The 20,069-nt window shown below is 68.7% G+C and carries 21 protein-coding genes and 1 other RNA gene; 12 read left to right on the plus strand and 10 right to left on the minus strand.

Translation table 11 applies throughout. From position 1 onward, the window contains the following. Positions 1-10 precede the first annotated feature (10 nt). The 4 genes from ssrA (at position 11) to ACYVBN_RS13090 (ending at position 4,872) form a co-directional block, all read left to right on the plus strand. Positions 11-378, plus strand: a transfer-messenger RNA (tmRNA) gene (ssrA, locus tag ACYVBN_RS13075). Positions 379-495: 117 nt separating this feature from the next. Beyond that, positions 496-2,025 carry an NAD(P) transhydrogenase subunit alpha gene (locus tag ACYVBN_RS13080; RefSeq protein ID WP_460600914.1) on the plus strand — a complete coding sequence of 510 codons (1,530 nt, stop codon included), beginning with the start codon at positions 496-498 and terminating at the stop codon, positions 2,023-2,025. Beyond that, the gene (gene pntB / locus ACYVBN_RS13085; RefSeq protein ID WP_460600915.1) at positions 2,022-3,446 is read left to right on the plus strand and encodes an NAD(P)(+) transhydrogenase (Re/Si-specific) subunit beta; all 1,425 of its coding nucleotides are present in this window, start codon (positions 2,022-2,024) and stop codon (positions 3,444-3,446) included. The genes ACYVBN_RS13080 and pntB overlap by 4 nt, the downstream gene beginning before the upstream one ends. Before the next feature lie 7 nt (positions 3,447-3,453). After that, positions 3,454-4,872 (plus strand): NAD-dependent malic enzyme, encoded by a 1,419-nt coding sequence (locus ACYVBN_RS13090; protein WP_460600916.1) that lies wholly within the window; start codon positions 3,454-3,456, stop codon positions 4,870-4,872. A 254-nt stretch (positions 4,873-5,126) separates the two neighbouring features. Here ACYVBN_RS13090 and ACYVBN_RS13095 read toward each other — a convergent pair whose 3' ends face one another. Further along, positions 5,127-5,759 carry a hypothetical protein gene (locus ACYVBN_RS13095; protein ID WP_460600917.1) on the minus strand — a complete coding sequence of 211 codons (633 nt, stop codon included), beginning with the start codon at positions 5,757-5,759 and terminating at the stop codon, positions 5,127-5,129. A 9-nt stretch (positions 5,760-5,768) separates the two neighbouring features. Here ACYVBN_RS13095 and ACYVBN_RS13100 point away from each other — a divergent pair, with 9 nt between their 5' ends. The 4 genes from ACYVBN_RS13100 to ACYVBN_RS13115 are packed head-to-tail and all read left to right on the plus strand — an operon-like array spanning position 5,769 to position 9,962. After that, on the plus strand, positions 5,769-7,187 hold the full coding sequence (locus ACYVBN_RS13100) for a DEAD/DEAH box helicase (RefSeq protein ID WP_460600918.1): 1,419 nt from the start codon (positions 5,769-5,771) through the stop codon (positions 7,185-7,187). Positions 7,188-7,232: 45 nt separating this feature from the next. Further along, complete coding sequence (locus tag ACYVBN_RS13105) at positions 7,233-7,802, plus strand: YqgE/AlgH family protein (RefSeq protein ID WP_440281215.1); 570 nt, start codon at positions 7,233-7,235, stop codon at positions 7,800-7,802. Positions 7,803-7,845: 43 nt separating this feature from the next. Further along, positions 7,846-8,157, plus strand: a complete 312-nt coding sequence (locus ACYVBN_RS13110) for a DUF3039 domain-containing protein (RefSeq protein WP_460600919.1) — start codon at positions 7,846-7,848, stop codon at positions 8,155-8,157. Positions 8,158-8,207: 50 nt separating this feature from the next. Further along, on the plus strand, positions 8,208-9,962 hold the full coding sequence (locus ACYVBN_RS13115) for a DEAD/DEAH box helicase (RefSeq protein ID WP_460600920.1): 1,755 nt from the start codon (positions 8,208-8,210) through the stop codon (positions 9,960-9,962). 1 nt (position 9,963) lies between these two features. Here ACYVBN_RS13115 and ACYVBN_RS13120 read toward each other — a convergent pair whose 3' ends face one another. Next, on the minus strand, positions 9,964-10,437 hold the full coding sequence (locus tag ACYVBN_RS13120) for an Lrp/AsnC family transcriptional regulator (protein WP_460600921.1): 474 nt from the start codon (positions 10,435-10,437) through the stop codon (positions 9,964-9,966). Positions 10,438-10,538: 101 nt separating this feature from the next. Here ACYVBN_RS13120 and hppD point away from each other — a divergent pair, with 101 nt between their 5' ends. Further along, a complete protein-coding gene (gene hppD, locus ACYVBN_RS13125) occupies positions 10,539-11,744 on the plus strand; it encodes a 4-hydroxyphenylpyruvate dioxygenase (RefSeq protein ID WP_460600922.1) in 1,206 nt (401 codons plus the stop codon). A gap of 6 nt (positions 11,745-11,750) precedes the next feature. On the opposite strand, the gene ACYVBN_RS13130 is transcribed toward hppD, so the two are convergent. From ACYVBN_RS13130 to ACYVBN_RS13140, 3 genes are all read right to left on the minus strand, one after another. Next, a complete protein-coding gene (locus ACYVBN_RS13130) occupies positions 11,751-12,599 on the minus strand; it encodes a class I SAM-dependent methyltransferase (protein ID WP_460600923.1) in 849 nt (282 codons plus the stop codon). Between the two features lie 83 nt (positions 12,600-12,682). After that, a complete protein-coding gene (locus tag ACYVBN_RS13135; RefSeq protein ID WP_460600924.1) occupies positions 12,683-13,996 on the minus strand; it encodes an HNH endonuclease in 1,314 nt (437 codons plus the stop codon). 104 nt (positions 13,997-14,100) lie between these two features. Beyond that, complete coding sequence (locus tag ACYVBN_RS13140; protein WP_460601176.1) at positions 14,101-14,364, minus strand: hypothetical protein; 264 nt, start codon at positions 14,362-14,364, stop codon at positions 14,101-14,103. Between ACYVBN_RS13140 and ACYVBN_RS13145 the strand changes: the two genes are divergently transcribed. Then, positions 14,339-14,638, plus strand: a complete 300-nt coding sequence (locus tag ACYVBN_RS13145; RefSeq protein WP_460600925.1) for a type I restriction enzyme endonuclease domain-containing protein — start codon at positions 14,339-14,341, stop codon at positions 14,636-14,638. The genes ACYVBN_RS13140 and ACYVBN_RS13145 overlap by 26 nt on opposite strands. A gap of 22 nt (positions 14,639-14,660) precedes the next feature. Here ACYVBN_RS13145 and ACYVBN_RS13150 read toward each other — a convergent pair whose 3' ends face one another. From ACYVBN_RS13150 to ACYVBN_RS13165, 4 genes are read right to left on the minus strand one after another with little or no spacing between them, the layout of a single operon-like run. Then, a complete protein-coding gene (locus tag ACYVBN_RS13150; RefSeq protein ID WP_460600926.1) occupies positions 14,661-14,837 on the minus strand; it encodes a hypothetical protein in 177 nt (58 codons plus the stop codon). Beyond that, the gene (locus tag ACYVBN_RS13155; RefSeq protein ID WP_460600927.1) at positions 14,834-15,085 is read right to left on the minus strand and encodes an addiction module protein; all 252 of its coding nucleotides are present in this window, start codon (positions 15,083-15,085) and stop codon (positions 14,834-14,836) included. Before ACYVBN_RS13155 ends, ACYVBN_RS13150 begins: the two co-directional genes overlap by 4 nt. 53 nt (positions 15,086-15,138) lie before the next feature. Next, complete coding sequence (locus ACYVBN_RS13160; RefSeq protein WP_460600928.1) at positions 15,139-15,441, minus strand: hypothetical protein; 303 nt, start codon at positions 15,439-15,441, stop codon at positions 15,139-15,141. A gap of 15 nt (positions 15,442-15,456) precedes the next feature. Next, the gene (locus ACYVBN_RS13165) at positions 15,457-15,930 is read right to left on the minus strand and encodes a DUF2269 family protein (RefSeq protein ID WP_460600929.1); all 474 of its coding nucleotides are present in this window, start codon (positions 15,928-15,930) and stop codon (positions 15,457-15,459) included. 213 nt (positions 15,931-16,143) lie between these two features. Between ACYVBN_RS13165 and ACYVBN_RS13170 the strand changes: the two genes are divergently transcribed. Together ACYVBN_RS13170 and ACYVBN_RS13175 are read left to right on the plus strand one after the other, a co-directional pair. Further along, the gene (locus ACYVBN_RS13170; RefSeq protein ID WP_460600930.1) at positions 16,144-17,847 is read left to right on the plus strand and encodes an APC family permease; all 1,704 of its coding nucleotides are present in this window, start codon (positions 16,144-16,146) and stop codon (positions 17,845-17,847) included. A 101-nt stretch (positions 17,848-17,948) separates the two neighbouring features. Further along, on the plus strand, positions 17,949-18,860 hold the full coding sequence (locus ACYVBN_RS13175; RefSeq protein WP_460600931.1) for an RDD family protein: 912 nt from the start codon (positions 17,949-17,951) through the stop codon (positions 18,858-18,860). Here the strand turns inward: ACYVBN_RS13175 and fahA are convergent. Continuing rightward, a complete protein-coding gene (gene fahA, locus ACYVBN_RS13180) occupies positions 18,832-20,058 on the minus strand; it encodes a fumarylacetoacetase (protein WP_460600932.1) in 1,227 nt (408 codons plus the stop codon). The genes ACYVBN_RS13175 and fahA overlap by 29 nt on opposite strands. Between the last annotated feature and the right edge of the window lie 11 nt (positions 20,059-20,069).

A 20,069-nucleotide genomic window follows, 5' to 3' on the forward strand; every position in this document is an offset into this window, starting at 1 on the left:
GCAATCCAACGGGGGTGATCGGTTTCGACGTTGATCGCCGTTGTAGGGGAAGCGGGCCGAGGATGCACGGTTATCTCGTGAACGCTCCGTGCAAAACCAATAGGTGCCGACTCAAAGCGCACCGACTTCGCCCTCGCCGCCTGAGCGAGCTTCGAAGTCCGTCAGCCTGAGCTAGTTCTCGACTCAGTGTCTGGCGTCAGCTAGAGGACTTGCTGTGTCGTCACGCCGAGGGGCGACACGGGACTCTTACTCGGCTGGGCCTGTCAGGGAACGTGTGCGTGCGAGCCCTGGGGCCGAGAAAATCCACAGCGCACTGCGCCCGGAGAAGCCTTACCTCGACACCAGCGGACGCGGGTTCGATTCCCGCCACCTCCACGCGAGACCCATCATCACCAGACACCGCAGCCGGATCCTGGTCCGGCTGCGGTGTTCTCGTTTCTCCTCCGGGGGTCGGTCCGGATCCTACGATGACGACAACCGAGCGAGAGGGTCCCCATGCGGATCGGAGTTGTCACGGAGGCCGCGGCGGGGGAGGCGCGTGTCGCGGCGACGCCGGCCACCGTGGGACAACTGCGCAAGCTCGGGTATGCCGTCGTGGTCGATCCCGGCGCCGGGGAACGTGCCGGCTTCGCCGACGAGGCGTATGCCGCCGCCGGTGCCGCGCTGGGCGATGCCCTCGACGCCGACATCGTCCTCGGCGTCGACGCGCTCAGCGCCGCACAGTTGGACCGGCTGCGTCCCGGCGCCACGGTCGTCGGCATCCTCGCGCCGCGCATCCGTCCGGAGCTGGTCGCGGACCTGTCCCGGCGGCCGATCACCGCGCTCGCGCTCGATGCGGCGCCGCGCATCTCCCGCGCACAGTCCCTGGACGTGCTGTCCTCGATGGCCAACATCGCGGGTTACCGGGCGGTCGTGGAGGCCGCGCACACGTTCGGCCGGTTCTTCACCGGTCAGGTCACCGCGGCAGGCAAAGTCCCTCCGGCGAAAGTGCTGGTGTGCGGTGCGGGTGTCGCCGGCCTGGCGGCCATCGGAACCGCCGTGTCGCTGGGTGCGGTGGTGCGGGCCACCGACCCGCGCCCGGAGGTCGCCGACCAGGTCAGGTCCCTCGGCGGCGAATACCTGTCGATCGAGGACCCGGGCGCCGAGGTGTCTGCGACCGGCTACGCACAGGAGATGGGGCAGGACTACCAGGCTCGCGAAGCGCAGTTGTATGCCGCACAGACGCAGGACGTCGACATCGTCATCACCACCGCACTGATCCCGGGACGACCGGCACCCCGGCTGATCAGCGCCGACATGGTCGCCAGCATGCGGCCGGGCAGCGTCGTCGTCGACATGGCAGCCGCGAACGGCGGCAACGTGGAGGGCTCCGTCGCGGGTGAGGTGGTGCGGACCGGCAACGGCGTGACCATCATCGGTTACACCGATCTGGCCGGCCGTCTGCCGGCGCAGGCGTCCCAGCTCTACGGCACCAACCTGGTCAACCTGATGAAACTGCTCACCCCGGGCAAGGACGGGCAGTTGGTGCTCGACGAGGCCGACGTGGTGCAGCGCTCCCTGCTGGTCGTCCGCGACGGCGAGTCGCGCTGGCCGCCACCCGCCGTGCCGGTGTCCGCCGCACCCTCACCGCCGCCGGCCGCCGCGCCGCCGCGACCACCCGAGCCGGAGCGGCAACCCGTCTCGCCGGCCCGCCGCATGGGCGGCGTGCTCGGCGCTGCGGTCGTGCTGTTCGTCCTGCTGGCGATCTCACCGGCCGCCCTGATGGTGCACCTGACCGTCTTCGCGCTCGCGATCGTGATCGGCTACTACGTGATCCGCAACGTGCACCACGCGCTGCACACACCGCTGATGTCGGTGACCAATGCGATCTCCGGGATCATCGTGGTGGGCGCCCTGGTGCAGATCGGGCAGCACGGCTCGGCGATCACGGTGATCTCGTGCATGGCGATCCTGGTCGCGTCGATCAACATCTTCGGCGGCTTCGCGGTCACCCGCCGCATGCTCGGAATGTTCGCGCGATCATGATCACCGTTGCTTCCGCCGCGTCTGCGGCATACATCGTCGCCGCCCTGCTGTTCATCCTCGCCCTCGACGGGTTGTCCAAGCACGAGACCGCCAGAGCCGGCAACACCTACGGCATCGCCGGTATGGCGCTGGCGCTCGGCGCCACCATCGCGCTCGCCGTCGACCGGGACATCCAGGGCTCCGGCCTGGCGCTGCTGATCGTGGCGATGGTCATCGGTGGCGCCATCGGGTTGTGGCGCGCCCGGGTGGTCGAGATGACCGGCATGCCCGAGCTGATCGCGCTGCTGCACTCTTTCGTCGGCCTCGCGGCCGTCCTGGTCGGCTGGAACGGCTACCTGCAGGTCGAGCACGACCCGCGCGGATCGGAAGCACGCCGCCTGGAGTCGCTGTCCACGTTGGGCATCCACCACGCCGAGGTGTTCATCGGGGTCTTCGTCGGTGCGGTCACCTTCACCGGTTCGATCATCGCGTTCCTCAAACTGTCGGCGCGGATGCAGTCCCGGCCGCTGGTGCTCCCGGGCAAGAACCTGCTCAATCTGGGCGCGCTGGCCGTCTTCGTCGCGCTGACCGGGTGGTTCGTCATACAACCGCAGCTGTGGCTGCTGGTCGTGGTCACCGTGCTCGCGCTGGCACTCGGCCTGCACCTGGTCGCCTCCATCGGCGGCGGAGACATGCCGGTGGTGGTGTCGATGCTGAACAGCTACTCCGGCTGGGCGGCCGCCGCATCCGGTTTCCTGCTGGAGAACGACCTGCTGATCGTCACCGGTGCGCTCGTCGGGTCCTCCGGTGCCTACCTGTCCTACATCATGTGCCGGGCGATGAATCGGTCGTTCCTGTCGGTGATCGCCGGCGGCTTCGGCATCGAAGCGGGCCCGGCGAACGACGCGGACCTGGGCGGTCACCGGGAAACCACCGTGGCGGAGGTGACCGACCTGCTGTCCGCGGCGACGTCGGTCGTGATCGCGCCCGGCTACGGGATGGCGGTGGCGCAGGCGCAGTACGCCGTCGCCGACCTCACCACCACGCTGCGGGACAGCGGCAAACAGGTGCGGTTCGCCATACATCCGGTGGCCGGGCGGCTGCCGGGGCACATGAACGTGCTGCTGGCGGAGGCGAAGGTGCCCTACGACATCGTGCTGGAGATGGACGAGATCAACGACGAGTTCGGAGACACCGACGTCGTGCTGGTCATCGGTGCCAACGACACCGTCAACCCGGCGGCCGCCGAGGATCCCGGGTCGCCCATCGCCGGGATGCCGGTGCTGCGCGTGTGGGAGGCCGCGGACGTCGTGGTCCTCAAGCGATCGATGGCATCGGGGTATGCCGGTGTCCCCAATCCGCTCTTCCACCGGGACAACACCGGGATGCTCTTCGGTGACGCGAAGGACCAGGTCGCCGCCGTGATCAGCGGCCTGAAATGATGCCCGCATGACTGCGCTGCCCTCTGTGTCCAACTCGATCACCGTCCGCGTCGATCTGCCCGGCCGGGCCACCGCCGTGAGCGAGCTCACCGGCGCGGTGGAGCGCAACGGGGGACTGGTGACCGCGCTGGACATCAACCACTCCGACAACGCGCGGATGACCATCGACGTCACCGCCGCCGCGCGCGACGCGGACCACGCCGCCGAGCTGGTCGCGGCGATGCGCGCGGTCGAGGGTGTGGAGATCCACAAGGTCAGTGACCGCACCTTCCTGGCGCACCTCGGCGGCAAGCTCAAGATCGAGTCCAAGGTCCCGATCCGCAACCGCGACGACCTGTCCATGGTCTACACCCCGGGTGTTGCGCGGGTCTGCCTCGACATCGCCGAGAACCCCGAGGACGCAAGGCGATTGACGATCAAGCGCAACACCGTCGCGGTGGTCACGGACGGCACCGCAGTGCTCGGGCTCGGGGACATCGGTCCGCTCGCGGCGCTGCCGGTGATGGAGGGCAAGGCGGCGCTGTTCAAGCGGTTCGCCGACATCGACGCATTCCCGCTGTGCCTGGACACCAAGGACACCGAGGAGATCATCCGCACGGTCAAGGCCGTCGCGCCGGAGTTCGCCGGCATCAACCTGGAGGACATCTCGGCGCCGCGCTGCTTCGAGATCGAGCGGCGGCTGCGTGACGAGTTGGACATCCCGGTCTTCCACGACGACCAGCACGGCACCGCCATCGTGGTGCTGGCCGCGCTGCGCAACGCGTTGCGCGTGGTCGGCAAGGAACTGTCCGACGTCCGCATCGTGCAGTCCGGCGCCGGTGCGGCCGGCACGGCGATCGCGTTGCTGCTCATGGCTGCCGGCGCCAAGGACATCGTGCTGTCCGACATCAACGGTGTCGTCGAGCCGGAGCGGGCCGACATCAAGGCGGCTCCGGGCAGTGACCTGGCCAAGCTCGCGGCGTCGACCAACCCCGACCGACTCACCGGCACGTTGAAGGACGCGGTCCGCGGAGCCGACGTGTTCATCGGGGTGTCCGCGCCGAACCTGTTGAACGGTGAGGACATCGCCGGTATGGCGGAGGACGCGATCGTCTTCGCGCTGGCCAACCCGGAGCCCGAGGTGGACCCCACCGCAGCGGCGGAGCACGCGACCGTGGTCGCCACCGGTCGCAGCGACTTCGCGAACCAGATCAACAACGTCCTGGTCTTCCCCGGCGTCTTCCGCGGTCTGCTCGACGCGGCGGCACGCAGCGTCACGATGGACGTCATGCTGGCTGCGGCATACGCACTGGCCGACGTGGTCAAGCCCGAGGAACTCAACCCGGCATACATCATCCCGAGCGTGTTCCAGCCCGACGTCTCCAAGGTCGTCGCCAAGGCGGTTGCGGACGCGGTCCGGTCGGACGAGGCCGACGAAAAGGTCTGAGCCGCCCGGAGCGCAGCACGTTCCGAGCGGTGATGCGACGAACGTCACCACGTCGCGGGGCCGTTTCGTTTTGCTGCCGGCCGCACCGGTCGGCTACCTTGGGGTGGTTATCACGCGATCTTGCGTTCATTGCTGACCTCTTTTGTGAGCGCCGAGATCTTTCCGGCGCCGAGGACTCTCGAGCAGCGACAACCGCCGGCCGTTCACCGGCTGGATGCGGACGATCTGTCGTGCCCGACCCTCGCGAGGTGCGCTCAGCAGCTGCACCAGGCAAACATGCAGAGGAATGACGCATGCCCAAGAAGTCCATGGACGGCAAGAAGGCGCGGTGGACCCGTGCCCAGAAGCTCGAGGTGAAGCGCTCGAGCGCCCGCAAGCAACGCGGCGAGGAGACGGACCGCCGTCCCCGCCGCGACGACCGCGGTGACGCCCGACGCGAGTTCAGCCGTGACGGTCGCGGCGAGAACCGGCGCAACGAGCGGCGAGACGATCGCCGAGGTAGTGACCATCGGGGTGGCGGCAACCGAGGCTACGAGCGCCGCGACGACCGACGGTCCTACGGCGACCGCGAGGACCGACGCGGTGGCTACGAGCGTCGCGACGACCGACGGTCCTTCGGCGACCGTGACGACCGACGTGGTGGCTACGAGCGCCGTGACGACCGACGTGGTGGCTACGAGCGCCGCGACGACCGCAGAGGCGGCTACGAACGTCGTGACGACCGGGGCCGCAACGAACGCCGTGACGATCGCCCCAGCCGCCGCAGCTACACAGGCGACAACTTCCGCGACAACCGCTACGAGGACCGGCAACGCCGCTCGTTCGACCGGCCCCGCCGCGACGAACGTCCCTACCGCGAAGATCGTCCGCGCCGCGAAGACCGCCACAGCAGCCAGGTGAGCCGGCCCGTGGAGCGTGCGCCGCAACCGGCGGAGCCGATCTCGTTGGACGGCAACGGTTTTGCCGACCTCGGTCTGCCCGAGTCGCTCGTGGAGCGGCTGGCACGAGACGGCATCACGACGCCGTTCCCGATCCAGCAGGCGACCATTCCCGATGCACTCGCCGGCCGTGACGTGCTCGGCCGCGGTCGCACCGGATCGGGCAAGACCCTGTCCTTCGGACTGCCGCTGCTGACTCGCCTGGCGCAGGGTGGAAAGGCCCGTTCGGGTCAGCCGCGGGCCGTCGTGCTGGTGCCGACCCGTGAACTGGCGATGCAGGTCAGCGATGCGCTGCAGCCGCTGGTGCACGTCATCGGCCTGCGCCACAAGCTGGTCGCCGGCGGTATGCCGTACGAGCCCCAGTTGTCCGCGCTCGAGCGTGGTGTCGACCTGTTGATCGCAACTCCCGGCCGGTTGATCGACCTGATGGAGCGGGGGGCCGCCGACCTGTCCCGGGTGGAGATCGCCGTGCTCGACGAGGCCGACCACATGGCCGAGATGGGCTTCCTGGAGGCCATCGAGCAGATCCTGGACCAGGTGCCGGGTGACGGTCAGCGGTTGCTCTTCTCGGCGACCCTCGACCGCGGCATCGACACCGTCGTCGAGCGCTACCTGACCGACCCGGTCGAGCACGCCACCGATGACGGCACCGCCTCGGTCGCGACGATGGACCACCACGCGCTGCTCATCGAGCCGCGCCACAAGAAGACCGTGACGGCGGAGGTCGCCAATCGGCCGGGCCGCACCGTCGTGTTCGTGCGCACCAAGCTGGGCGCCGACCGGGTCGCCGGCGAGTTGCGCGACCAGGGCGTTCTCGCCGCGTCGTTGCACGGAGGTCTCAGCCAGGGACAGCGCAACAAGGTGCTGGCGGCCTTCAAGGACGGCAAGGTCCCGGTGCTGGTGGCGACCGACGTCGCGGCACGCGGCATCCACGTGGACGACGTCGGTGTCGTGCTGCAGGTCGACCCGCCGGCGGATCATAAGGACTATCTGCACCGTGCCGGACGCACCGCGCGAGCGGGCGAGAAGGGCACCGTCGTGACCCTGGCACTGCCGCACCAGCGCCGGACCATGCAACGGCTGCTGGACGCGGCGGGCGTCGACACCGAGCTGCAGAGCGCCCGTCCGGGCGACGACGTGATCCGTGCCGCCGGCGGCAGCACTCCCGACGGCGCGCCGATCTCCGAGAGCGATCTGCAGCGGCTGATCAGCCCGCCCCGTGCGGCTCGTGGTGGCCGTTCGTACGGCGACCGCGGCGGCCGGCAGGGTGGCCGGGGCCGGTACGGCGAGCGCGGCGGACGCGACGGCTACCGGGGTGGCCGCGGCGGTCACCACGGTGGGCGGGACCGTTTCCAGCACGGTCGTGCGGGGCGCTGACCCCGGTCGCAGCAGAGCCCCGGGTCGGTCACCCATAATGGCTGGGTGACCGACCTGACCGGACGACTCCTCGTCGCAGTGCCCCGCGAGGAGTCCGAGTCGGCCGAGGACGACGTCTTCAACCGCAGCGTCGTGCTGGTTCTGCACCACGACGGGGACGGCGCACACGGTCTGATCCTCAACCGGCCGTTGGTCGCCGGGGTCGACTCGGTCCTGCCGGGATGGCAGGAGCATGTGTCGACCCCGGACTGCATCTTCCAGGGGGGCCCGGTCTCCTTGGACACCGCGCTGGCGCTCGCCGTCGCCGAGCGCACGGAGGACGAATCCCTCGGCATCCGAAAGCTGTTCGGCGATCTGTGTCTGGTCGACCTGGACGCGCCACCGCCGATCGTCGCACCGGTTGTCGGCAGCCTGCGGATCTACGCCGGGTATGCCGGCTGGGCCGAGGGCCAGCTCGAGGGAGAGATCGAGGACGGCATGTGGTTCGTGGTCGACGCGCAGACCGGCGACGCCTTCAGCGGTGATCCCGGACAGCTGTGGTCACGCGTGCTGCGCCGGCAGCGCAGCGCGATGTCGTTCGCGGCGACCTTCCCGACCGACCCGGATCTGAACTGACGAGGAGCCTGGCCCCCAGCCGTGCCAATTACACTTGGGCGGCATGAGCCCCGTTGACGATCCGGATCGGCTGTCCTCCCCGGAGGCTGCGCCGAGCACGCCGAGCACGACCACCGCGACGCTGGAGCGCACCGACGCCCAGGAGCAGTTGCAGGAGCCGGGCGACCATGAGCGCTTCGCGCACTACGTGCGCAAGGAGAAGATCATGGAGAGCGCGCTGTCGGGTGAGCCGGTGACGGCACTGTGCGGCAAGGTCTGGGTGCCCGGCCGCGACCCGGAGAAATTCCCGGTGTGTCCCACCTGTAAGGAGATTTTCGACGGGCTGCGCGCGCCGCAGGACGGCGGCGACGACTGACCTGCCCACCTCCGTGGACTGTCCGCGCCGGAGGTTAACCTGTTCCCCATATGAGTACCTCCGCCGCATCGCACCTGTCACCGGCGTTCCCAGGCAAGGCGGCGTGGGGGACCGCGGGCAAGCTGCGGGCCTGGCAGGCTGCGGCGTTGGAGCGTTACCTGACCGACCAGCCGCGCGACTTTCTCGCGGTGGCCACCCCGGGCGCGGGGAAGACGACCTACGCGTTGCGGCTGGCCACCGAGCTGCTGCAGCGGGGGATCGTCGAGCAGATCACCATCGTGGCGCCGACCGAACACCTCAAGACGCAGTGGGCCGACGCGGCGTCCCGGGTCGGCATACACATCGATCCGCGGTTCACGAATGCGCAGGAGCAGCACGCCGCCGACTTCGACGGCGTCGCGGTCACCTACGCGGGTGTGGCCAGCCGGCCGGCGCTGCACCGCAAGCGCACCATGAGCAAGCCCACCCTGGTGATCCTCGACGAGGTGCACCACGGCGGTGACACCAAGTCGTGGGGCGACGCGATGCGCGAGGCCTTCGAGCCGGCAGTGCGCCGGATCTGTTTGACCGGCACGCCTTTTCGCTCGGACACCGCACCGATCCCGTTCGTGCGTTACGAGGAGGGCGCGGACGGCATACGCCGTTCGGCCAGCGACTTCACCTACGGTTACGCCGACGCGCTGCGGGACGGTGTCGTGCGGCCGGTGCTCTTCATGGCGTATGGCGGGGCGATGCGCTGGCGCACGTCGGCCGGCGACGAGATCGCCGCGCGGCTGGGGGAGCCGCTGACCAAGGACGCGACGGCGGCCGCCTGGCGCACCGCACTCGACCCGAGTGGTGCCTGGATCCCGGCGGTGCTGCGGGCGGCCGACAAGCGGCTGACCGAGGTGCGCCGTCACGTGCCCGACGCGGGCGGTCTGGTGATCGCCTCCCATCAGACTGCCGCACGGGCCTACGCGCGGATCCTGCACGAGATCACCGGCATCCGACCCACGGTGGTGCTGTCCGACGACAGCGGCGCCTCGACCCGCATCGAGGAGTTCGCGCAGTCGGAGGACCGGTGGATGGTGGCCGTGCGGATGGTGTCCGAGGGCGTCGACGTGCCGCGTCTGGCGGTGGGTGTCTTCGCCACGTCCACCTCGACACCGCTCTACTTCGCCCAGGCGGTGGGGCGTTTCGTCCGGGCCCGCCGCCGTGGTGAGACGGCCACGGTGTTCCTGCCGACGGTGCCCACCATCATGGAGCTCGCGGCCTCGATGGAGAAGGAACGCAACCACGCGCTGGATCGGCCTGAGCAGGCTGAGGATTCGATCTGGGACGAGGAAGAGGGCCTCATCGAGGAGGCCAACCGGGAGGAGAAGGCGCTCGGCGAGCTGGAGGGCAAGTTCGAGGCGCTGGAGTCCGAGGCGGAGTTCGACCATGTCATGTTCGACGCCCAGCAGTTCGGCCTGGGCGCGGTGGTCGGCAGCGACGAGGAAGAGGAATACCTCGGCCTGCCCGGTCTGCTCGAGCCCGACCAGGTCAGCAGCCTGCTGCGGCAACGTCAGGACAAGCAGTTGCGCAGCGGTCGCAAGCGGCCGAAGGACGACCAGCCGGTGGCGGCCCACCGGGCCCTCGCGGCACAGCGCAAGGAACTCAACTCGCTCGTCGCGGCATACTCCACGAAGTCCGGCAAGCCACACGCGCACGTCCACCACGAGCTGCGGGTGAAGTGCGGCGGGCCGGCGCTGGACCGGGCCTCCTCCGAGGAGGTCAGTGAGCGGATCACCATGATCCGCAACTGGTTCGTCGGCCGCAAACGCTAGCTCAGCGGCCGCCGGTCTCCTGCACGAGCGGCAGGGTGCGGTGCCCGACCAATTCGGCCAGCGCGATCGTGGTCGAGGCGTGCACGACCAGCCCCGTCTCGACGATCTGGTCGATCACCCGTTGCAGGTCGGCGTTGTCCCGGGCGACGACCCGGGCCAGCAGGTCGCCGCCGCCGGTGATGGTGTGCACCTCGAGCACCTCGGCGATGCCGCGCAGATGCTCCACCACGGCCTGGCGGCCCTTGCGCTGCTGGATCTGCAGGGTGCAGAACGCCATCACCGGGTAGCCGAGCGCGGCGGCCGAGACCGTGGGCGCGAGCGACGAGATGACACCTCGCTCGATCAGCCGGTCCAGCCGCGCCTGCACGGTGCCCCGCGCGACGCCCAGCTTGCGCGACGCGCCCAGCACCCCGATCTGAGGCTGGTCGGTGAGCAATGCGATGAGTCGGGCGTCGAGCTCGTCAATGGTGGGCATGTTGTGCAGAATACTACGATCAGTACCGCGCAGATTGCGCATCATGATCAGGATGTGGCGGGCCGATTGCGGTGTGCTGTGACCGCGCGCACAGTGAGCACATGACAACGACGGTGAACCTCACGCCCGATGAACTCGCTGCCGGCCAGGACATGGAGCAGCTGAAGCAACTCGTCGGCCTCGTCGACTACGACGCCGACAAGGACCCCTTCCCGGTGACCGGCTGGGACGCGATCGTTTTCGTCTCCGGCAACGCCACGCAGTCCGCGCTCTACTACCAGAGCGCCTGGGGCATGGAGCTGGTCGCCTACAGCGGTCCGGAGACCGGCAACCGCGACCACAAGTCGTTCGTGCTCAAGAGCGGCTCGATCCGCTTCGTCATCAACGGCGCGGTCGACCCGGACAGCCCGCTGGTGGAGCACCACCGCAAGCACGGTGACGGCGTCGTCGACATCGCGCTCGAGGTGCCCGACGTCGACAAGTGCATCGCCCAGGCCCGCACGGCCGGCGCCACCGTGGTGCGCGAGCCGGAGGACGTGAGCGACGAGCACGGCACCATCCGCATCGCCGCCATCGCCACGTATGGCGAGACGATCCACACCCTGGTCGACCGGTCGAAGTACGACGGCCCCTACCTGCCCGGGTATGTCGCCCAGTCCTCGACCATCGAGCGCCGCGAGGGTCAGCCGAAGCGGCTCTTCCAGGCACTGGACCACATCGTCGGCAACGTCGAGCTGGGCCACATGGACGAGTGGGTCGCCTTCTACAACCGCGTCATGGGCTTCGTGAACATGGCGGAGTTCATCGGCGACGACATCGCCACCGACTATTCGGCACTGATGAGCAAGGTCGTTGCCAACGGCAACCACCGGGTGAAGTTCCCGCTCAACGAACCGGCCGTCGCCAAGAAGAAGTCGCAGATCGACGAATACCTCGAGTTCTACCGCGGCGCCGGCGCACAGCACCTCGCCGTCGCGACCGGCGACATCATCACGTCGGTGGACTGCCTGCGTGCCAACGGCGTCGAGTTCCTGGACACCCCGGACAGCTACTACGAGGACCCGGAGCTGCGCGCCCGCATCGGCGAGGTGCGCGTGCCGGTCGAGGAGTTGCAGAAGCGCGGCATCCTGGTCGACCGTGACGAGGACGGCTACCTGCTGCAGATCTTCACCAAGCCGCTCGGTGACCGCCCCACGGTGTTCTTCGAGCTGATCGAGCGGCACGGCTCGCTGGGCTTCGGCAAGGGCAACTTCAAGGCACTCTTCGAGGCGATCGAGCGCGAGCAGGACAAGCGCGGCAACCTCTGAGGCACCTCACCGGGACGCGGCGACCACTCTCGCCAGACCGGGCAGCGCGTAGCCGGCGCCGTCACGGAAGCGCTCGGCACGCCGCTCGATCTCGGCGCGCACGTCGGCGCGGGTGCGCTCGTCCTGACTGCGCACCGCCAACGAGATCGGACCGGCGAAGTCACTCACCCACGACCACAGGTCGTCGGGATCGGCGAGCCGGTAGCTCAATGGGACGTCCTGCACCGAGCAGGTGGTGAAGCCGGCATCGCGCACCAGCTGCCCGGTGCCGTCGACGTCGGCGAGAGCGAACATGCTGGGCTGTCCCGGCGACGGTGGCCGCAACAGCCCGCGCTCGGCCAGCACCGACCCGGGCAGCATGAAGAACGGGTTCTCTGCGGCCGCAGCGAATACGGCGAACACCAGCCGCCCGCCGGGACGCAGCACCCGGTCCGCTTCTCGCAGGCCTTCCATCGGGTCGGCCAGCAGCATGTAGATCCAGCGTGCCGCGATCTTGTCGACGCTGCCGTCCGGGAAGGGCAGCCGGGTCACGTCCAGTTGCTCGAACGACACCGGAAGGCCATCACGTCGAGCACGGCGCTCGGCCGCCTCGATCATCCGCGCGGACAGGTCGCCCGCACGGACCGTGCCGGTGAATCCGGGGCGTTGCGCCACGGCGGTGGCGATGTCGGCGGTCGGGCCGCAGGCGAGTTCGACGACGCTGTCGGTGTTCCGGAGGTCGAGCGCCCGGATCATCGTCGTGGTCAGTTCGCGCGTGACGCCGGCGTGCCAGTCGCCGCGTGCGTCCCACGCCTCCGCCACGGAGTCCCACATGCCCTCCGCGTCGAACCCCACCGGGGCATCTTCCGTCGTCATGTTCCCCGTCCATCGCTGCAGATCGGCGGACGGTAGCACCGGCATCGGTGCCCACGTCGACTTGTTGCAGGCGCCGACGAGCCTCACCTGCGTGGGCGGCGGAGGCTGTGCTGCCAGGTCAGGTCGACCAGGGTGCGCTCGACATGTGATCGGGTGGGAGGCGGCAGCCCCGGCGGCGACGGAGGACGGCTCGTCATACGCAGCGTGCCTGTTGTCGTCGTGGTCCCGCCGGCATTGCCCGTGACGCTGACGTCGGGGTGTTCCTTGGTGTAGTTGCAACGTTCGCAGAGGCCTTGGGCGTTGCGTTCGGTGGTGGCGCCGCCCTCGGTGTGGGCCGTGATGTGGTCGGTATGGCGGATCGGCGCGTCGCAGTAGGGGGTGCGGCAGGTCCGGTCGCGTAGCGCGATGAAGTCGGCGAGCAGGCCGGTGTAGCAGCGGGAGGTTGACTCCATGCCGACCAGGTCACCGGTGCCGGGGTAGGCGAACAGGCGCCGGACCTGGACCACCTTGCTCGGATCCGTGGCCCAGGCCCGGACCAGGTCGGCGGGGACGGGCCCGTAACCGGGTATCTCGGCCGGGGTGTCGCCGGTGAGGGTGTCGATCGGCATGAGCAGGTTGACGTGGACGTCGATGCCGTCGGCGGAGTCGCGTCCGGTGACGCGTTGGACGAGGGTGTCGGCCATGACCTGACCGCGGGGGTGGTCGGCGGTGGCGGTCGCGTCGGCTTCGGTTGTGAGTGCGGCGTAGCAGGCGACGCCGTCCTTGACCGGCAGTAGCGCGGTCAGCCAGGTCATGCAGTCCGGGGCGGGCCGCAGGCTGACCCGGCGCTCACTTTCGGCTCTGGCGCGGCGTGCGGTGGCCGCTTGCGGGTCGACCTCATAGGCGACTGCCCGTGCTGCGGCGACCAGTCGCCGGTGGGACACGGTGCCCAGCTCGTCGGCGATCGCGGCGTCCACGCTCGCGCGATCCTCTCGGCTCAAACAGGCCGTCGCGGCCACCAGCTCGGTGGCGTCGCGTTCGCCGATCACTCCGGCGGTCAGCGCCTGGCAGGTGTGGGGCATCTCCTCCACGACGGCGTGAGCGAGGCCCAGCAACCGGGACCCCAGGTGCGGGGAGGACCGCCGGGCGAGGGCGATGTCGGATCCGACCTTGCGTGCGGTGGTCGCGCGGTTGATCCCGCGCGGGATGTCCAACTGCCGTTGCCGGTGGTGCGCTGCGACGGCCAACCGGGCCTGCCGCGCACTGATCGCGTTCTTGGCTTCCTCCAGAGCGCGTATCTCGGTCAGCATGTCGTCGCTCGTGATCGCTGCGTCGAGCCGATCCTGGAACGCGCGCACCGTGGACGCGTCGAACGCGGCGTTCCCGCCCTCGACCGTATCCATCTGTGCATCGTTCATGTGTTCGATGATATCCCGAAAACATCTGGTATGCAACGGTTTTCGTTGACGAGTGTTGTCCACATCCCCTCTCGGCGGGCAGGGGATGTGGACAACGTGGCACTTCACGGCGTCGACGTCAGGTGCCACTGGTGGCAGTCGCCGCAGTGATACATCCGCCGCTCCTGCCGGTTGCTCCATGTCGGACTGCCGAACCAGCCGGCGATGAATTCGCGGGCCACCTGGGCCTCGTCCAGTGCCCTCTGGGCCGAAGCCGTGTCCGGGAAGCAGACCTTGCCGGATGCGACGCATCGGGCGACATCACGTGCTCGGTGACCGCGCAGCCGACGACGGCGTCGGCACTTGCCCGGCCGTCGCCTGCGTCCCACGGTGTATCACCGCCTTGACCAGTCGTTGCAACCGCTCGTCTCGAAGACCTTCGCCCAGATCGCCCCTGACCTGGTCGCGGTGATGCGTCGCGACACCCGCACCGACTGGACCGTGCGTGATGACGTGAAGGCCAAGGTGCGGTCGTCGATCAAGCGGTTGCTGGTCAGGAACGGTTACCCGCCCGACGAGCAGCCCCGTGCGATCAAGCTGGTCATCGAGCAGATGGAGGCCATGGCGCCGACGTTCGCGGAGGAGCGAAAGCAGTCGGCCTGACAGGAGTGGTTGCGTTGAGTGCTCATCCGTCGAGGCGCTGCTTCCAGTAGCCGGGGCGCTGTTTGTGGTGCGTGTACGCCACGATGACGAGCGTTTCGCCATCTACGAGGTAGACAATGCTGCGGATGCCGGCATACCAGTCGACGGCGGCGTCAAGTTCGTTTGCAGCCTCGGAGAGTTCGCGCCGGTGCAGCTTCACTGATCGCGTGCGGTCAGCTTCGCCCGGAGGCGCGCGAAGTGGTCATCGAGATCCACCAGCTCGGCATCACCGCTGGTGTATTCGTCGACTCGACCAGTGATCTCGGTTGACCATGCTGCCTCGACTTCGTTTTGATCCACGTCGTCAACATCATCAGGACTGAGCAGACCGCGCTCGACGACGGCCGCGCGCTCCTTGGGAGCTAGCGCGAGCAATGCGCGTTCGACCCCGGCGACTTGGGGAGCCATGCGGCGAGTCTACGACCGCGTGCTGACCATCGCGGCTTATCCACAGTCGGCGATCAGCGCTTCCGCTGCAGCTCCCACGCCGCCCGCAGCGCGTGTTGTATGGCGCCGGCGTCGCCATCCAACATCGCCTGCACCTTCAGGTGCGCCTCGTAGCGCGGCGGTATGCCGAACGTCTGCGGGTGTTCGGTGACGAGCCGCTCGCGCAGCTCGAACGCGCAACGGATCATCAGTTCATCGGGTGCGACCAGGCGGGCGACGATGCGGCCCGCGACATACCAGGCGGGCACCCGCCTCGTGCCCTTGCGCTTGCAGCCGGGCAGCGTGGCCAGGAAGTCGGCGACCTCGTCCGGCGTCATCGCAGCGGACCGGACTCAGCTACCCGGCCGGTAGACCATCAGCACCACGATGACGGCGAAGAGGACGCCGACCACGCCGCCGCCGGCGGCGACGCGCGCGGTCTGTGACTTCACGGCGGTCTGCAGATCGCCGGCGCCCGAGCCTTCGGAGCCGGCGCGGATCGCGTCGGACGCGCGCTCCAGGGCGGGCACCAGGACCACGAACGTGATAATGACGGCGACCACCCACAACAGCAGGGACAGCCAGATCCAGGTGTCGCCGAAGGAGCCGAGCTCCTTGCCGCGACGCTTCTGCGACATCAGCCCGAAGCCGAAGATCACCACCAGCACCGACGCCATCGAATAGATCTTCGCCGTCCGGGCCGACGACTCGATCGCGACCGGGTCGGCGGTGCGCAGGCCGCGGGAGGCGGTGGTGACCGCGTGCACGAGTGGCCCGACCGCGAAGATGGCGGTCAACAGGTGCAGGAAGAGCATCAACTTCAGCATGAGGGTGACCCTACTCGCCGGTCACCCGGCGGCCCGCGGCTGCCAGGTCTCAATTTGGCAGAACTTCGGTGTGCCGCTTGACCTTTCAGGACTTTTCGGGACTAGCGTGCTAACGCTCTCGGAGTGTGTCACAGTTCACAGGTTGTGGTGCTCGGCGGAGCATGACATGAAAATCGCACCGTGCATGGCAACCGAAAGGGATGATGCACAACTATGAGCGTCGATACCGACAAGGTAAACAACGTCGCCGGAGATGACCCACATCTCAAGAAGGAGTTCGGCACACTCGGCCTGCTCTTCACCGCCATCGGCTCGATCATCGGGTCCGGTTGGCTGTTCAGCTCGCTGCACGCCTCGAGCCTCGCCGGCCCGGCCGCGATCCTGTCCTGGATCGTCGGCACCATCATGTTCCTGTTCATCGGCCTCAGCTACGCCGAGCTCGGGGTGATGATGCCGCGTAGCGGTGGTGTCGCGCGCTACCCGCACTACGCGTGGGGTTCGTTCGCCAGCTACTCCTTCGGCTGGGTGACCTGGCTGGCCTGTGCCGCCGTCGCAGCCGTCGAGGTGTCGGCCGTGCTGACCTACGCCACGTCATACGCCGGCTGGCTGGAGAACAGCGACGGCACCCTGACACCCGCCGGTTTGGTCATCGCCATCCTGATGCTCGGCGTCTTCGTGCTGGTCAACTTCTTCGGCGTGAAGTGGTTCGCCCGGATCAACAACGTGCTGGTCTGGTGGAAGCTGTTCATGATCGTCCTGGTGATCGTCGCGATCATGATCGCGTCGTTCCACAGCGGGAACTTCACCATCGACGCCAAGGGCGGCGGCGGATTCGCCCCCAACGGCATCAAGGGCGCCATGGAGGCCATCCCTGCGGCCGGCATCGCCTTCTCGTTCCTCGGCTGGCGCCAGGGCATCGAGCTGGCCGGTGAGACCGACAACCCCAAGCGCAACGTCCCGCTGACCCTGATCGGCTCGATACTGATCTGCGGTGTGCTCTACATCCTGCTGCAGGTCGCCTTCATCGGCGGGCTGGACCCGACCCACCTGGCCAACGACGGCTGGGCCAACGTCGGCAACGCGATCAAGACCGGCAGCGACGCCGGTAACTTCAGCCCGCTGGCCTCGATGGCCACCGTGCTCGGGATGAGCTGGCTGGCCGGTCTGCTCTACGCGGACGCGTTCATCAGCCCCGGGGACACCGGCCTGATCTACACCAGCGTCACCGCACGTATGTCCTACGCCATGGGCCGCAACCGCAACGCCCCGGCCGTGCTGGCCAAGGTCAACGAGAACGGCGTGCCGTGGCCGAGCCTGATCCTCGCCTGGATCGTCGGTGCGATCTTCTTCCTGCCGTTCCCGAGCTGGCAGGCGCTGGTCGGCGTCGTCACCTCGCTGACCGTGCTGTCGTTCGGCAGCGGCTCGATCGCGCTGCTGACCTTCCGCAAGCAGCTGCCCAACATGGAGCGCCCCTACAAGAGCCGGATGCCGTGGGTCGTCGGTCCGCTGGCACTGCTGGCGACCAACCTGATCATGTACTGGGCCGGCTGGGACCAGGTCTGGAAGATGATGGCGGCAGTGGCCATCGGCTACGTGTTCCTGGCCATCTTCGAGGCCATGGACAAGGGCCGCTCGCCGCAGCTGGACTTCAAGCACGGCTGGTGGGTGCTGGTCTGGTTCGCCGGCATCCTGCTGGTGAGCTACCTCGGCAGCTACTCCGGCACCAGCGCCAAGGACGCGGGCGAGGCCAACGTCTACGGCTTCAACGGCGGCATCCTGGCCAACATCGTCCTGACCGCCGTGATCCTCGCCCTCGCCTGGCAGTGCCAGCTGCCGGGGGAGCGCGTCGAGGCGATCCTCAATGAGACCGAGGACATCATCGAGGAGGACGAGGGCAAGCTGGCCCCCGGGGTCTGACACACTCCCCTCACACCACGCGCCTCCCTCCCCGGGCAACGGGGAGGGAGGCGCGTGGTCGTTGACGGTCGTTGACGGTCGTGATGAGAGGATGGGTCATCATGAGCGAACGAGCGTCGGGTTGGTATGACGACCCCCAGGACCCGAGTCAGCTTCGCTACTGGGACGGCATCCTGTGGAGTGACCGGACCATGCCGAAGGTCAAGCCGAACCTCGACCAGTCCCGCATCGGCGACGCCCGCCGGCAGTACGAAGAGGAGCAGGAACGCCGTCGCGCCGCCGAGGAGGCGCAGGCCGCCCGTTACGGGCAACGCCAGGGACAACGGCCGCAGCTGCGTCCCTACGAGCAGGCGCCGCACCAGCAGGCCTCACAGCACTACGCGGGCGGGCAGCAGTCGCCATACAGCCGCCAGCCGTATGTGCCGCAGCCGGTCAAGACGGCCCCGGACGGCGAGCCGACGGCGTCGTGGTGGCGCCGGCTGCTCGCCTACCTGATCGACAACGTGCTGCTGTCACTGCTGGCCTTCGCCATCTCGTGGAGCTGGCTGCATCCGTGGATCAGCACGATCATCAACTGGTACGACGACGCGATCGCCGCCGCACAGGACGGCCGGTCGCAGCCTCCGCTCCCGGGCAGCTTCTATCACGTGCCGTGGCAGTTCCCCGTTGTCGCGCTGGCGCTCTACCTGGTCTACGAGATCGGCCTCGTCGCCTGGCGCGGGCAGACCATCGGCCACCTGATCTGCGGCATCCGGGTGCGCGGGGCCGCCACGAGCACCAGGCCGTCGCTGCGTGCCGCGGCGATACGCGCCGTGGTCAAGGGCGTCGGCAACATCACCTCGCTGCTGCCGATCCTGGGGCCACTGGGCACGATCTTCACCCTGGTCGACGGTCTGATCCCGCTGGGCGACCGCAGCGCCCAGGCGTTGCACGACAAGGCCGCTCAGACGTATGTCGTCCCGGCGCGCCGCAGCAAGACCGATGTCAGCGGCTGGGGAGGATCCGGCCGCTGACCTCGCCGAGCGCGAGACGACGGCCGCCGGCCGCCGGGGCGGCCGCGGTGATCGTCACCGTGTCACCGTCCTCCAGGAAACTGCGAGTGGTGCCGTCGGACAGCTCCACCGGTTCCTTGCCGCTCCAGGAGAGTTCGAGCAGACTGCCGCGCTGATCGCGCTCGTCGCCGGAGACCGTGCCGGAGGCGAAGAGGTCGCCGTCGCGCAGGCCGGCGCCATTGACGGTGAGGTGCGCGAGCATCTGCGCCGGACTCCAGTACATCGTCTTGTATGGCGGCCGGGACACGACGGTGTCGTTCAGGCGCACCTCGAGCTGCAGGTCCAGACCGAAGAGGTCCTCGCCCCGCAGATACTCCAACGGCTGCGGATCCTGGGCGGGCAGAGCGGTTTTCGCCTCCTGCAAGGCCTCCATCGGGGTGATCCAGGCGCTCAGCGTCGAGGCGAATGACTTGCCGAGGAACGGACCGAGCGGCACGTATTCCCAGGCCTGGATGTCGCGGGCCGACCAGTCGTTGAAGAGCGCGACACCGAAGAGGTGCTCGGCGGCCTCGTCGACCGACACGCGGGTGCCGATCTCCGTCTCGCCGCCGACCACGAAACCGACTTCCGCCTCGATGTCCAGCCGGACGCTGGGGCCGAAGACCGGCGCCGCATCCTCCGTGCCCTTGCGCTGCCCGACCGGGCGCACGATGTCGGTGCCGGAGACGACCACGGTGCCGGCCCGACCGTGGTAACCGATGGGGAGGTGTTTCCAGTTGGGCGTCAGCGCCGCGCCGCCGGGACGGAAGATCGAGCCGACGTTCGTGGCGTGCTGCTCACTGGCGTAGAAGTCGACGTAGTCGGCGATCCGGACCGGCAGGTGCAGCGTCACGTCGGCCAGCGGCGTGGTCGCCGCCGCCACGAGGGCCCGGCGCGCGTCGTCCTGCAGGATCGTGCGCAACCACCTGCGCGCGGCCGACCAGGACGAACGGCCCTGTCCGATGAAGGGATTGAGCGAACTGTGGTCGAACGTGCGAGCCCATTTGCGCACCCCGTCGGACGCGGCGAGCGTCGCCAACCGGATGACGTCGTCGCCCAGCCGGGTGACCACTTGGGTGCTGCCGTCGGCGGTGCTGGCCACACCGTACGGAAGGTTGTCGATGCTCCAGAGCCCGCCATCGGAATGTCCGCCGGCGGGGTGCACGTCAGGGGCGTTCATTTGGTCCTCTC

It is taken from the genome of Flexivirga lutea (assembly GCF_054778955.1).

Excerpts from the sequence above, each read along its gene's own strand:
- ACYVBN_RS13135 (WP_460600924.1), bottom strand. The coding sequence starts at position 13,996 with ATGAACGATGCACAGATGGATACGGTCGAGGGCGGGAACGCCGCGTTC.
- ACYVBN_RS13115 (WP_460600920.1), top strand. The coding sequence starts at position 8,208 with ATGAGTACCTCCGCCGCATCGCACCTGTCACCGGCGTTCCCAGGCAAG.
- ACYVBN_RS13170 (WP_460600930.1), top strand. The coding sequence starts at position 16,144 with ATGAGCGTCGATACCGACAAGGTAAACAACGTCGCCGGAGATGACCCA.
- ACYVBN_RS13090 (WP_460600916.1), top strand. The coding sequence starts at position 3,454 with ATGACTGCGCTGCCCTCTGTGTCCAACTCGATCACCGTCCGCGTCGAT.
- ACYVBN_RS13155 (WP_460600927.1), bottom strand. The coding sequence starts at position 15,085 with ATGGCTCCCCAAGTCGCCGGGGTCGAACGCGCATTGCTCGCGCTAGCT.
- ACYVBN_RS13130 (WP_460600923.1), bottom strand. The coding sequence starts at position 12,599 with ATGACGACGGAAGATGCCCCGGTGGGGTTCGACGCGGAGGGCATGTGG.
- ACYVBN_RS13110 (WP_460600919.1), top strand. The coding sequence starts at position 7,846 with ATGAGCCCCGTTGACGATCCGGATCGGCTGTCCTCCCCGGAGGCTGCG.
- hppD (WP_460600922.1), top strand. The coding sequence starts at position 10,539 with ATGACAACGACGGTGAACCTCACGCCCGATGAACTCGCTGCCGGCCAG.
- ACYVBN_RS13120 (WP_460600921.1), bottom strand. The coding sequence starts at position 10,437 with ATGCCCACCATTGACGAGCTCGACGCCCGACTCATCGCATTGCTCACC.
- ACYVBN_RS13175 (WP_460600931.1), top strand. The coding sequence starts at position 17,949 with ATGAGCGAACGAGCGTCGGGTTGGTATGACGACCCCCAGGACCCGAGT.
- ACYVBN_RS13080 (WP_460600914.1), top strand. The coding sequence starts at position 496 with ATGCGGATCGGAGTTGTCACGGAGGCCGCGGCGGGGGAGGCGCGTGTC.
- ACYVBN_RS13160 (WP_460600928.1), bottom strand. The coding sequence starts at position 15,441 with ATGACGCCGGACGAGGTCGCCGACTTCCTGGCCACGCTGCCCGGCTGC.
- fahA (WP_460600932.1), bottom strand. The coding sequence starts at position 20,058 with ATGAACGCCCCTGACGTGCACCCCGCCGGCGGACATTCCGATGGCGGG.
- pntB (WP_460600915.1), top strand. The coding sequence starts at position 2,022 with ATGATCACCGTTGCTTCCGCCGCGTCTGCGGCATACATCGTCGCCGCC.
- ACYVBN_RS13165 (WP_460600929.1), bottom strand. The coding sequence starts at position 15,930 with ATGCTGAAGTTGATGCTCTTCCTGCACCTGTTGACCGCCATCTTCGCG.